Origin of the sequence: Loktanella sp. PT4BL, from assembly GCF_003201935.1 — a bacterium.
Taxonomy (GTDB): domain Bacteria; phylum Pseudomonadota; class Alphaproteobacteria; order Rhodobacterales; family Rhodobacteraceae; genus Yoonia.
Genome location: NZ_QJJL01000003.1, coordinates 500,265 through 512,627 on the forward strand (window position 1 = coordinate 500,265; position 12,363 = coordinate 512,627).

13 protein-coding genes are annotated in these 12,363 nt (G+C 60.4%); 8 read left to right on the forward strand and 5 right to left on the reverse strand.

The genetic code is table 11. The annotated features are described in order from the left end of the window. Nucleotides 1-3: 3 nt before the first annotated feature. Together C7964_RS12280 and C7964_RS12285 are read left to right on the forward strand one after the other, a co-directional pair. Nucleotides 4-1,464, forward strand: a complete 1,461-nt coding sequence (locus C7964_RS12280) for a carnitine 3-dehydrogenase (protein ID WP_110279939.1) — start codon at nucleotides 4-6, stop codon at nucleotides 1,462-1,464. 42 nt (nucleotides 1,465-1,506) lie between these two features. Beyond that, complete coding sequence (locus C7964_RS12285) at nucleotides 1,507-2,409, forward strand: DMT family transporter (protein WP_110279940.1); 903 nt, start codon at nucleotides 1,507-1,509, stop codon at nucleotides 2,407-2,409. Here C7964_RS12285 and C7964_RS12290 read toward each other — a convergent pair. Both C7964_RS12290 and C7964_RS12295 read right to left on the reverse strand, forming a co-directional pair. Next, the gene (locus tag C7964_RS12290; RefSeq protein WP_286163921.1) at nucleotides 2,398-3,108 is read right to left on the reverse strand and encodes an NUDIX hydrolase; all 711 of its coding nucleotides are present in this window, start codon (nucleotides 3,106-3,108) and stop codon (nucleotides 2,398-2,400) included. The two genes, C7964_RS12285 and C7964_RS12290, sit on opposite strands and share 12 nt — an antisense overlap. Next, entirely contained in the window at nucleotides 3,092-3,481 is a 390-nt protein-coding gene (locus C7964_RS12295; RefSeq protein WP_055294383.1) for a DUF983 domain-containing protein, read from the reverse strand. The genes C7964_RS12290 and C7964_RS12295 overlap by 17 nt, the downstream gene beginning before the upstream one ends. 179 nt (nucleotides 3,482-3,660) lie before the next feature. Between C7964_RS12295 and C7964_RS12300 the strand changes: the two genes are divergently transcribed. The 4 genes from C7964_RS12300 to C7964_RS12315 all read left to right on the forward strand — a co-directional run bounded on the left by C7964_RS12300 (nucleotide 3,661) and on the right by C7964_RS12315 (nucleotide 5,635). Further along, nucleotides 3,661-4,140: a CREC-EF hand family protein gene (locus C7964_RS12300; protein ID WP_110279941.1), complete on the forward strand. Its 480-nt coding sequence runs from the start codon at nucleotides 3,661-3,663 to the stop codon at nucleotides 4,138-4,140. Between the two features lie 74 nt (nucleotides 4,141-4,214). Further along, the gene (locus C7964_RS12305; RefSeq protein WP_110279942.1) at nucleotides 4,215-4,811 is read left to right on the forward strand and encodes an RNA polymerase sigma factor; all 597 of its coding nucleotides are present in this window, start codon (nucleotides 4,215-4,217) and stop codon (nucleotides 4,809-4,811) included. Beyond that, the gene (locus tag C7964_RS12310; protein ID WP_286163922.1) at nucleotides 4,795-5,151 is read left to right on the forward strand and encodes a hypothetical protein; all 357 of its coding nucleotides are present in this window, start codon (nucleotides 4,795-4,797) and stop codon (nucleotides 5,149-5,151) included. Before C7964_RS12305 ends, C7964_RS12310 begins: the two co-directional genes overlap by 17 nt. Next, complete coding sequence (locus tag C7964_RS12315; RefSeq protein ID WP_110279944.1) at nucleotides 5,144-5,635, forward strand: periplasmic heavy metal sensor; 492 nt, start codon at nucleotides 5,144-5,146, stop codon at nucleotides 5,633-5,635. Before C7964_RS12310 ends, C7964_RS12315 begins: the two co-directional genes overlap by 8 nt. Here the strand turns inward: C7964_RS12315 and C7964_RS12320 are convergent. After that, complete coding sequence (locus tag C7964_RS12320; RefSeq protein WP_502693567.1) at nucleotides 5,624-6,967, reverse strand: diguanylate cyclase; 1,344 nt, start codon at nucleotides 6,965-6,967, stop codon at nucleotides 5,624-5,626. The two genes, C7964_RS12315 and C7964_RS12320, sit on opposite strands and share 12 nt — an antisense overlap. Before the next feature lie 143 nt (nucleotides 6,968-7,110). On the opposite strand from C7964_RS12320, the gene C7964_RS12325 reads away from it, so the two are divergent. Further along, nucleotides 7,111-7,389, forward strand: a complete 279-nt coding sequence (locus C7964_RS12325) for a DUF3572 domain-containing protein (RefSeq protein WP_110280257.1) — start codon at nucleotides 7,111-7,113, stop codon at nucleotides 7,387-7,389. Here the strand turns inward: C7964_RS12325 and C7964_RS12330 are convergent. After that, nucleotides 7,386-10,571, reverse strand: coding sequence for a 2Fe-2S iron-sulfur cluster-binding protein (locus C7964_RS12330; RefSeq protein WP_110279946.1), 3,186 nt, complete (start codon nucleotides 10,569-10,571; stop codon nucleotides 7,386-7,388). The two genes, C7964_RS12325 and C7964_RS12330, sit on opposite strands and share 4 nt — an antisense overlap. A gap of 58 nt (nucleotides 10,572-10,629) precedes the next feature. Here C7964_RS12330 and C7964_RS12335 point away from each other — a divergent pair, with 58 nt between their 5' ends. Further along, nucleotides 10,630-11,334, forward strand: a complete 705-nt coding sequence (locus tag C7964_RS12335; RefSeq protein ID WP_286163924.1) for an HAD family hydrolase — start codon at nucleotides 10,630-10,632, stop codon at nucleotides 11,332-11,334. Nucleotides 11,335-11,368: 34 nt separating this feature from the next. Here the strand turns inward: C7964_RS12335 and C7964_RS12340 are convergent, their stop codons facing one another. Continuing rightward, nucleotides 11,369-12,331: a zinc ABC transporter substrate-binding protein gene (locus C7964_RS12340; RefSeq protein ID WP_110279947.1), complete on the reverse strand. Its 963-nt coding sequence runs from the start codon at nucleotides 12,329-12,331 to the stop codon at nucleotides 11,369-11,371. Nucleotides 12,332-12,363: the final 32 nt, after the last annotated feature.

A 12,363-nucleotide genomic window follows, 5' to 3' on the forward strand; every position in this document is an offset into this window, starting at 1 on the left:
ACAATGACACAAAAGACAGCAGCGATTATCGGCGGTGGCGTTATTGGTGGTGGCTGGGCTGCGCGGTTCCTGCTGATGGGCTGGGATGTCCGCGTCTTTGACCCCGATCCAGAGGCCGGGCGCAAGATCACCGAAGTGCTGAACAACGCGCGCCGGTCCTTGCCGGGGCTGTCGGATGTGGCTTTGCCTGCCGAGGGGCAACTGAGTTTTCATGACACCATGTCCGCTGCTGTGACAGGCGTGGACTGGGTGCAGGAAAGCGTGCCCGAGCGGCTGGAATTGAAGCGCAAGGTCTATCAAACCTTGCAGGAACATTGCCCCCATGATGCGGTGATCGGGTCCTCGACCAGCGGGTTCAAGCCGTCCGAATTACAAGGCTGCGCCACACGCCCTGAACAGATCGTCGTCGCCCATCCGTTCAATCCGGTCTACCTTTTGCCACTGGTCGAACTGGTCCCGAGCGACAAGACCGCACCGCAGATTGTCGCGCGTGCCAAAGAGATTTTGACCGAAATCGGCATGTACCCCCTGCATGTCCGCGCCGAAATTGACGCCCATATCGCTGACCGTTTCCTTGAGGCTGTCTGGCGCGAAGCGCTCTGGCTGATCAAGGACGGCATTGCCACGACCGAGGAAATCGACAACGCGATCCGCTATGGCTTTGGCCTGCGCTGGGCGCAGATGGGCCTGTTTGAAACCTACCGCATTGCCGGTGGTGAAGCGGGGATGCGGCATTTCATCGAACAATTCGGGCCATGTCTTGAATGGCCGTGGACCAAGTTGATGGATGTGCCCGAACTGACCGATGAACTGATTGATGCCGTGGCGGATCAATCCGATGCGCAATCGGGCATGTACACGATCCGTGAACTGGAGCGCGCGCGCGACAATAACCTCGTCACAATCCTGCGCGGTCTGAAGGCGCAGAACTGGGGCGCGGGCAAGCTCTTGAACGCACAGGACCGCCGTGTGGAAGGGGCCATTGGTCTGCCCGATGATCTTGGTCAGCCGATCGTGACCGTGGAACGCGCGGTGCCGCTCGATTGGACCGACTACAACGGGCACATGAACGAGGCGCGCTATTTGCAGGCCTTTGGCGATGCGACCGACCGGATGATGGCGCTTGTCGGCTGTGATGCAGAGTACATCGCAACCGGCGGCAGCTACTTTACTGCGGAAACCCATATCCGGCATCTGGATGAGGTCCATGCAGGTGCTGTGATCCGGATCGAAACGCAAGTCCTGAACGGGGCGGGAAAAAAGATGCATGTGTTTCACCGGATGTATGAAGGCGCGCGTGAACTGGCCACGGGCGAGCACATGCTGATCCACGTCAGCCTTGAGACGCGCCGCGCGTCTGATCCTGCGCCCGCGCAGGCGGCGACTTTGGCGAAAGTGGCTGCTGCCCATGCAGCCTTGCCGATGCCCGAGGGTGCAGGCAAAGCGGTGGGGGTCAAGGGCTAGTCCGCGCTGGTGAGGGGCAGAGATTGCTGGCATAGGGCCTAAATGGAACTCTGGATCCCCATCACCATTGGCGCGGCCACAGCGCAGACCCTGCGGTTTATGCTGCAAAAGCGCCTCAAAAGCATGGCGCTTTCGACCGCTGGCGCGACCTTTGCACGGTTCATCTATTCCGCGCCACTCGTTGCGGTGATCGCCCTTGTCTATGCGACAGCCTCGGGTCAAGGCACACCGCAAATACCGCCCGCATTCTGGCCCTATGCGCTGGCGGGTGGCACCTCGCAGATATTGGCGACAATGTGTGTCGTCGCACTTTTCAGCCATCGCAATTTTGCCGTCGGCATTACGTTCAAGAAGTCCGAAGTGCTGCTGAGTGCACTTTTCGGCTTCCTCATTCTGGGGGATACGTTCACGCCTTTGACGATCACGGCGATGATGATCGGCCTTGCAGGCGTGCTTTTGCTCTCCGATCCGCCAGGCGGCATCGGTCCGTGGCGCAAACGTATTTTCAACCGCGCCACGGCCTTGGGCCTTGGTGCGGGTGTGCTCTTTGGCATCTCGGGCAACGGCGTGCGCGGCGCGGCGCTGTCATTGGCCGAGGGAGATGTGTTTTACCGTGCGATTGTCACGCTGGCGCTGGTCACCGCCTTTCAGACCATTTCCATGGCGCTCTGGCTTGCGTGGCGGGAACGGGGCGAGATCATGCGTGTGCTCTCGGCGTGGCGGGTCGCGGGGCTGGTCGGGGTTACCAGCATGATCGGGTCAATCTGCTGGTTTACCGCCTACACCTTGCAAAACGCAGCCTATGTGAACGCGGTGGGGCAGATCGAGCTTTTGTTCTCGCTCATGATCGGAGCGTTTGTTTTTGGTGAGAAAGTCAGCCTGCGTGAATGGCAGGGTCTGGCATTGCTGACCCTTAGCATCATCATGCTGGTCTTATTGCTCTAGCGGGCTTTGGCCGGCAAGGCGGCTGACCAGATGTGCTTCATCATCATTGCGAAAGAAGGGCACGCTGGCCGGCGTGCCGCCACGTGCGATATGGCTGGCCAACTCGGCCAGAACAACCTGTGTGATGAAAGGCAGATTGAACTTGCGCGCATCGGCCAAAGGCACCCATTGCAGATGCGCCAGTTCATCCTCGGCGTTCGAGAAATCATCGGGGTCCGTCTTCAAATGGTCCACATCCGCCAGAAAGAACCGCGCATCGAACCGGCGCGGGCGCCCCGCCGGTGTGACAGCACGGAAAAAGAATTGCAGGGCTGCGGCGTGAGGGACATGCCCGGTGGCGGCAAAACCGCGCCATCCCTGTGGTGGCTCGGACCAATGGCCCGGGTGGCCCAGAACCTGACCGGTTTCTTCCCAGAGCTCGCGGATGGCAGCGGCAGCAAGGGCCACGGGCGCACGGGTGCTTTCATTTGCAAGGCGCGCTTCATCCAGCGGGGACAGTGATGTGACGGGGACGGCTGCGTCGTTGTCATCAACAGCACCGCCGGGGAAGACAAATTTGCCGGGCATGAAGGCTGCACCGGCGCCGCGTTGCCCCATCAAAACCGATGGCCGGGTGTTCGCATCCCGAAGAACGATGATCGTTGCGGCATCTCTGATCGCGGATTTGTCGATGGGATGCCCCTTATCCGTTGTGGCCAAACCCGTGCATCCGGCGCGACCATTGAATGGCGACAATCATGCCTTTCATACGCGGCAAAAGCGCCAGCGACAGCGCGACAGACCCGATAGTCAGTCCGGTCGCCATGACCCAGGGTTCAGGCCGATAATAGACCCACCAGAAGTGGATCACAAAACCAATGATATGAGCCACCAGCAGAATAGTCAGATAGGCGGGGCCGTCATCGGCACGGTGGTGCGACAGTTCCTCGTGGCAGACAGGGCAGGTATCAGCGACCCTGAGATAGCGCGCGAACAGTTTCCCTTCGCCGCAGTTCGGGCATTTGCACCGCAGTCCGTTGAGAATGGCAGGTTTGGTTGGGCGATCATCAAGGATCGTTTCTGCGTTCGACATAAGAAAACTCCGTCTTGCCCTTTTCACATGGACTATTGCGATTGGTTTGAAAAGGGGGTGCGCCGATTTGTGACGTGCCAAAAATTCTTCAGGAAACTGCGCCGGAGTTAGTGCGCCCCCGCGTTCAAGGAGCATCAGCAGCACAGATAGGCTGCAAGGATGCAAAAAAGGACAACACAATGAAAACGAAGATTTTGACAGCAGCGCTTCTCTCGGGTCTGGTTTTGACAGCGGGGGCAGCACAGGCAGAGAACCACCGCGAACGGCCGGATTTTGCCACACTTGATATCAATGGTGACGGTGCGCTGACTTTGGAGGAAATGCAGGCGCGCGGTGAAGCCCGCTTTGCCGAAATCGACACCGATGGTGACGGCGCCTTGTCTGTTGCCGAACTGGCTGCGTCTGGCGCGGAACGGGCCACAGAACGCGCCACCCGCATGATTGCGCGTTTTGACGACAACGAAGATGGTCTGCTGCAGCAGGACGAAATGCCATCGCGGGGCGAACGTCGTGCGGCACAGATGTTTGACCGCGTCGATGCCGATAGTGACGGTGTGATTTCCGCAGAAGAGTTTGAGGCCGCCAAGGCGCGGATGGGTGAACGGCGCGGCGAAGGTCGCGGTGATCATCGTGGCGACGGCCCACGCGATCGCGGCTAGGACGTGGCTGGCAGAGGGCGTTTTGGCCTTCTGCCAATTGCCACCCGGCATGAAGTTGGCTAGCAAACTGACAGATGAACGCATCGCCAGACCCCTTTGCGGGCGCCGAAGACGCGGCGCTCTTGGTAGCCTACGCCAATGGCGACGGGCAGGCTGCGCGGTATCTGACGGCGCGGCTGTTGCCACGCGTGCTGGCGCAGGCCACGCGTATGTTGGGCAATGGCTCCGAGGCCGAGGACGTGGCGCAGGACGCGATGATGCGGCTGTGGAAGATCGCCCCCGAATGGCGGCAGGGCGAAGCGCAGGTGAGTACTTGGCTTTACCGCGTCGTGGCGAACCTCTGCACCGACCGGTTGCGTAAAAGGCGGGGTGGTGTGCCGCTGGATCAGGTGGCCGAACCGCCCGATCCAAGCCCCAGCGCAGTCGCGCAAATGCAGACGCAGGCGCGTATGATGGCGCTGTCTGATGCGCTGGCACAATTGCCGGAGCGACAGGCGCAGGCGGTATCGCTGCGCCATCTCGAGGGGCTTGCGAACCCTGAAATTGCGCAAATCATGGACATCAGCGTGCGGTCCGTGGAAAGTCTGACAGCACGCGGGAAACGGGCCCTTGCCGATATCATGGCAGGGCGGAAGGCAGAACTGGGGTATGACGATGACGAACCCGAATGACGACATGCTGGACGATCTTTTCGCGCAGGCGCGCGGCACATCCCCTGTGCCCGGCGATGCCCTGATGGCGCGTGTCATTGCCGATGCCGACGCCGTACAGCCGCGCGCGGTCGCAGCCCCCGTGGCCCGGCCCGGTTTGATGATGCGCATGCTGGATGCGATTGGTGGCTGGCCTGCGGTCAGCGGGCTTGCCATGGCGACAGTTGCCGGCATTTGGGTCGGGGTGGCGCCACCTGCATCGGTGCAGGATGTGACCGCCGCGATGATGGGGGATGAGGTAAGTATCAACCTCTTTACAACAGATTTGATTCTCGACGCAGGAGCATTGGGTGATGGCTGACGATAAAACACCACAAGCGCGCCCGAGCCGCCTTTGGCGGATCGTGCTTGTGCTCTCGCTTGCGCTCAACCTTGCGGTGATCGGGGTTGTCGTGGGGTCTGCGGCTTCGGGGCGTTGGGGTGACGGACCACCGCGCAGTTTCGATCTCGGGCTTGGGCCGATTGCACGGGCGCTTGAACCGCAGGAACGCCGTGCCATCGGACGCAAACTGCGCGAAGACCGGTCTTTGCGTGATTTCGATCTGCGTGATCGCGTCAATCGTGTGGTTGCAGCCTTGCAGGCCGATCCTTTTGAACCTGATGTCTTGCGGGCGTTGCTTGCCGAGCAAAGCGAACGGATCACTGCGGTTCAGGCCACGGCACAAGAGGTTGTGGTGGAACAGATTACCGCAATGACGCCCGAGCGCCGCCGCGCCTTTGCAGATCAAGTATTGGAAGAGATGTCGCGTGCCCGCAGCCTGCGCGACCGATCCTCAGGCGGCTGATTTGCTGAACGCCACCTGATCACGGCCTGCGGATTTGGCCGCATAGAGCGCCTTGTCTGCCCGATCACAGATTTTGGTGATCGCGTTGCTCTCTGCATTCATCTGCCCGCTGACCGCGACACCGACCGACACGGTCACCTTCAACATCGGAAGCCCTTCGCCCAGATTGAACGGTGTCGCATTGACCAGTTCGCATAGCCGTGCGGCGGCCATCCGTGCATCTGAAACAGATGTCCCCGGCATGGCGACCAGAAATTCTTCGCCGCCCATTCGCGCCACCAGATCAATCGCGCGCAGGTTTTCACGCAGGCGGTTGGCAAGCTCGACCAGTACTTTGTCGCCCGCTGCATGCCCGTGGGTGTCATTCACGGATTTAAAGTGATCAATGTCGATCATCATCACGGCCAGTTCCCGCCCTGATTTGCGCGACTGATCGGCAAGGCGCGCCAGATGCGGCTCAACATAGCGCCGGTTAAACAGCCCGGTCAGCGGATCAGTCACAGCAGCGTTCAATCCGTTGCGGACTGTATCGCGCAATTTGTCGTGTTGCCGTTTGCGCGCGATCAGGCGCGTTGCGCGCATGCTGATTTCATCGGCATCGCTGGTGGCGGGCACCACGTCATCTGCGCCAAGATCAAGGAACATCGCGGCCACCTCTGGCGCGTCAGCCGGAACCACGACAAGCTGCATTGCAAGCCGCGTCTGGGTGCGCGCGCGCAGGTCGGACACCAACCCGAAAAGCCGGCTTCCGCCATCCCCGACCGCCGCGGCATTGATCACAAAGAGATCATGCGCAGCACTGCTTTCATCGCCAAGCAGGGCGTCATTGGGATGCAGCACCGGAATCGCACTGCGCAGCCCCGCGCACAGGCCGGCCTTGAGGCCGGTGACAGCCTGCGCATCCTGGCTCAGGATGGCGATGCGCACGGCACCGTCAAAGGCCGCTTTGCTTTCTTCAAAACCCAAGGCACGGCTTGTGCTTTCGCGCAGCATCAGTTCGTGACTGGTGCTGCGGACCCGCAAAAGACTGCGGATGCGTGCCAGCAGAAGTGCATCATTCACAGGATGGGGCAGCACATCATCTGCGCCTGCATCAAGGGCTGCAAACCGCGCCCTTGAGGTATCGGCGACACCAACGGCAATGATTGCGATAGATGTCGTCACTGTGGAACGGCGCAGATCACGGCAGAGGCTATGCTGGTCATGCGCTGCATCAGAGAGGTTGAGCAAAATTAGATCGGGCCGGTTCCGCTCGATCATCTGGATTGCCTCAGCCTTGCTCGCGCAGGCGTCGACTGCAAATTGTGCTGCCAGCATCTTGACTTTCAACACGATTCTATTCGTTGCTACGGTATCTATGATCAATATGCGGCCAGGCATTTCTTGCACCTATCAAGAGCGTTCTGCTCGGTTCTGTGACGACAGATTGGGTGCGAATAGTTAAGAAAATGTTTCTGCAAAACGAAGGGCACGGGATGCAACACGAACAAGCCGAAGTGATTGCGTTGAAGGGGCTGGCGTGGCTGGCCGGCAATGACGAACTCTGCCCGGTTTTTCTGGGTGCTTCAGGCGGAACGGTCGATGATCTGCGCGACCGCGCGACAGATCCTGCTTTTCTGGCCGCTGTGCTGGAGTTCATTACCATGGATGACACATGGGTCATCGAATTTTGTGATAGCACCGGATTGGGATATGATCAGCCGCTGCGCGCGCGCTACGCGCTCCCTGGCGCTGAAAGCGTGCATTGGACCTAAAGGTCGATTCTGAGCGTTCCGCCCGCCACTGACGCACGGCTCTGGCACAGGATGATCTCGGTCTCGCGCTGGGTTTTGGAAAGCACAAAGTCGCGATGCTCGACAGCCCCTTCAAGCACGCGGCATTTGCACACACCGCAGAGACCATCAGAACATTTCACATCCACATGCACCCCCGCGGCAATCAGCGCATCAGATGCCGACTGGTCAGCAGCAACATCCACGGTGCGTCCGTCTTTCAGGACCAGCATAAACGGGTGATTTTCATAATCGGGCTGTTCCGGCACAGCGAAATATTCAAGATGCCGCGCCTCTTCGGGAAAGCCGTTTTTCGCCGCGGCATCCATGACTGCGGCCATATAGGCATCAGGTCCGCAGGTGTAGATATGCGCTCCTGCAACATAGCGGGTGAGCGCCGCAAGATCGGCACGTGTGCCTTCATCCGAGACATGTAATGCCACGTTATCCGCCCAAGGTACCGTTGCCAGATCATGCAGAAATCCAGCTTCTGCACGGCTCGGAATACTGTAGTGCAGCATGAACGCGGCACCGATCGCATGGAGCCTGTGGGCCATCGCGATCATTGGCGTCACACCGATCCCGCCGCCCATCAACAGGGTCTCAGAGGCGTCCTCGACCAGCGGGAAATGGTTGATCGGGGGCGAGATGAAGACGCGCCGGCCTTCCGTGAATATGCGGTGCATGAGTTTCGAACCGCCACGGCCCGCATCTTCACGCAGCACGGCAATCTGATACTTGCCATGATCGGCCGGATCACCACTGAGCGAGTACTGGCGGAAGAATTCAGGGGCCACGACCACATCAATATGCGCTCCTGCGGTTGCGGGTGGTAACGGGCCTCCGTCAGCGCGGGTGAATTCATATTTCGTCACCTTGTCCGTCATCCGTTCGGCCTTGCTGACGATCGCTGCGATGACAGGTGTCTCGCCCTGAACGGGCGCGTAGATATGCTCGGGCGGCAGACCTGCGGCACGGCGCGCGCGGTGTTCATCGGCGGTGATCATGGCCTGATAGGCGGCGATCCCTGCCTCGCGGTCCATGGGCGCGGGCCAAGGGTAGGGGGGTGGTGCCAAAGGGGCGGGATAGACAGCCAGCGTCTGGTCGCTGAATTTCAGGTCCAGCTCTGGCTGAAGATTGCGGGCGTTGACCGGATGGCGCGCAGGGCGGTAGGCGCCGTCGTCCTCCATCTCCAGGTCCCACCACCATTTCTTGACGGGGTTGATCGCACCTTTCCCGAGGCGGTCATCAAGGGCAGCCAGCGTCTTGGCCGCCTGTGGCACGGTCATCGCCAGCTTGCGAAACGGCGCTTCGGCGAAAAGCCCTTCAAGGTTCCACGGGCAGGTTTTCATACAGCGCCCGCACATCGCCCCGTTCTTCTGGCTGACGCGGTAGGTCGTGCATTTCTGGCTATCGGACTTCCAGATCTCGTAGCCGTTGAACATCAGCTTCGGCCCTGCGGTGATCGCACCAGAGGGGCATTCGCGGGCGCATTTGTTACAGGCGTCACAGAATTTTTGCAGACCAAAGTCGATGGGTTTGTCATGCGTCATCGGCATGTTGGTGGTGACAACGCCGGATTTCAGGCGCGGCCCAAGGAAGGGGTTCAGGATCACCTCGCCAATGCGGCTGACCTCACCCAGTCCCGACAGCAACAAGAGTGGCGGATGCAGCACCTCTTCGTCCATCACCGAATGAACGCGCGCTGTATAGCCCAGATTGCGCAAATGCTGGGCCAGCACACCGCCCAAAAGCGAGAACCGCAAATAGGCGCGCATGGATTGCGCACAGGCGATCCAGTCGTCGCCGGATGCCCCTTCCATGGTTTCATGGCCCTGATCGATGATCATGGAAATCGCGTGATCGTGGTAGGGGGTGATCGGCGCGCCGGTGGTGTCGTGGCTGTAATAGGTCCAGTCGGGGCAGGCCGACAGGCCCACGGCATCGACACCCAAAAAGTAAAGCGCGGCCTTGATGTTGGCGGCGTTGTTTTCAGGCGTGTCCACGACGGGTTCGCCCACGGCCTCGCCGTCCTGCAGAAGCACAAAGGCTCCCAGCGACGGCCGGAACGCAAAGGCGGCTGCGGATTTGCGGACGTAGTTGCCGTTCTTGGTGGCCTCTTGCACCTGCTTGCCCATATCACCGAAGAGCCCGCGTACGAACATATTTGCGCGTTTGGGCACCCGCGCGACGTTTGCGCGGTCGATGTAGGTCGTGGGGTCATCCACCCGTTTCAGCGTCTCGAAAGGATGCGGGCCGAGGGCGAAATCGCGCTTGGCAAAGGGATCGCGGGTGCGGGCAGTCCTGGCATGGGTGCCGAGCCCCGTGTGATAGCTGCGCGGTGCCTGCTGTCCTGGCGCAAGAGGTTTGTCCGGTGTCATCGCCAGCGTCGTTGTGATCGCTGCCAGTCCGTAGCGGTCACCGGTGAATGGGTTCATGAGTGCGCCGTCCTCCAGCGCGACAAGGCCCGCAAGGGCCGCAAGAGCGCCCAGATGCACATCGGTGGCGGCCATTGAATGGGCGCGCGCCTCATGGCCCAGCGTGCGGATATAGCTGGCCAGTGTGACGGCTGTTTCCATTCCGCGCAGGCAGGCGCGTTGGGGCAGCGCGTCCTTGATCCAGCGGGTCCCCTGTTCGCTCTCCTCGGGCGCGCGGGGGTGGTCGTAGAGAAACACCAGCGCATGGGTATGATGGCGGCAATCGGCGGGTGGCAAAGACATGCTTTCCCGCAAGCCCGCCATAATCACGTCAATCCCGGCGGCAAGCGACTTTGGCTGCATTGTGCGCAGTTTATCTGCAAGCCTGTCCACATCCGGATTGATGATCGGGGTTTGCAGCCAAGCAGCTTTGGGCACTGCGCAGACGCCCACCATGCTGGCGTCACAGTAATATCCGAAGGCTTTGAGATGATTGGCTCTTTCCGTCAGGTCTTCAGGGATTTCGGCCATCTCGCGCTTGACCATGCCGTCGCGGGTGGCGTCCAGCATCGCCTGATAATGCTGCATCGCGCCAATAATGCTTTTGCGATCGTCCGGTCTGCGAAAAGACACCGGATCCATCGGCGGAAGCGCTGACAGATCAACATGATCCACACGCCGCAGGCTCTCGAGCGGGAAGCCACCCAGATGCATTGGCCGTGTGCGGTAGGATCGGAGTTTCAACATAGGTTGACACCGTCGGGCGGGCAGGGTCCGCTGTCAATGGATGATGAAAGGGCGCGCGGTGATCAAAGGTATCATTTTTGACAAGGACGGGACGTTGTTTGACTTCAACGCCACGTGGGGGGCGTGGACGCGTGGGATGCTCGACGCCGAAGCGGGCCATGATCCGGTGCTTTTTGCACGTCTGGCGGATGTGTTGGGATATGATGTCCCCGCAGCTACGTTCCGTCCCGAGAGCATCGTCATCGCGTCCACGGCAGGCGAGGTGGCGGAGATCATCAGATCGGTCTTGCCCGATCTGGATGCCGACGCGCTTTTGTCACGGATGAATGCGGCGGCAGCGGCTGTGACGCAGGTCGAGGCGGTGCCGTTGCAAAGCTACTTTGCAGGTTTGCGTGAATTAGGTTTGCGTCTGGGCATCGCCACAAATGATGCCGAAGCCCCCGCGCGGGCGCATCTGGCGCGCGCAGGTGTGACGCAGCATTTCGATTTTATCGCAGGTTATGACAGCGGCCACGGTGGGAAACCCGCGCCGGGACAGCTTTTGGCTTTTTGTGCCGAAACAGGGCTGGGAGCAGAAAATTGCCTCATGGTCGGCGATAGTACCCATGATCTGCACGCGGGCCGTGCTGCAGGGATGCGCACGATTGGCGTGCTGACCGGCCCTGCGCCGCGGGAAGAATTGTCACCGCTGGCCGACGTGGTTTTGTCGTCCATCGGTGACATTCCGGGATGGCTGCAATCCGAGAAGCTATTGGCCGAGTAAGGTTGCGTTGAGGTAAGGTAGATCAAGACCCACCTTACGTGTTGGGCCCAAGGCAGCCTGCAAACTGCGCGGCAAGCCGCTCCAGCATTTGCCCGTAAAGCGCAGGTCCCGCCGCGAGGCCGGCCCCGACACCGTCGATCGCGGCCGTCTTGGCAGAGGTTCCCTCGATGATCACGGTTGCCCAACGATCACCGATTTCCGCATCACTAAAGACACAGACCACATTCTGCGCGGCCATCTCCTCGCGCAATGCGGCGATTTGTGCAGGCCCGGGTGTGCGCGCATCAATGCCGGAAATCGCGGCCTGTGCTGTCAGCCCGAAACGCGCCTCGAAATACTGATAGCCATCATGCGGCAGGATATACGCGCGGTCCGAGAGGCCTGCCAATTGTGCGGCCAGCTCCGCCTCAAGTGCAGCGAGGGCGGCAATCGTGGCTTTCGCATTGGCGGCATAGGTTGCGGCATTGTCCGGGTCCAGCGCGCTCAACTCGCCCGCAATCGCGGAAACCCAACTTTGGGCGACAACCGGATCAAGCCATGCGTGCGGATCATAGTCGCCGTGATCATGGGCATGATTGTGTCCGTGGTCATGATCATCGTGCCCGTGGTCATCGTGCCCATGATCGTCGTGTCCATGATCCTCATGCCCGTGATCATCTTTCCCGCGCGCTTCCAGCTTTTCCCAGCCGTCGACCTCGAGCAATTCAAAGCGGGGGGCTTGCGGGGCGAGCGTTTCAAGCGGCTCTTCAAGCCAAGGTGTCAAACTTTCGCCGACCCAGATCACCAGATCGGCAGTGCTCAACCGCTCTGCATCGCTTGGCCGCAGCGCATAGTCATGCGGGTCCGCACCGGGTGGCAACAGAACATCGGGCTGGCCAAGATCACCCATGACTTGTGCTGTCAGGCTGTGAATAGGGGCAATATCCGTCATCACACGCGGTACTTCGGCCAGCGCGACGGAAGGAAGAAGGGAAAATGCGGCAAGAAAACGAATCATCGTGCGGTCCTTGTTCTTTGAAATCGCCATCG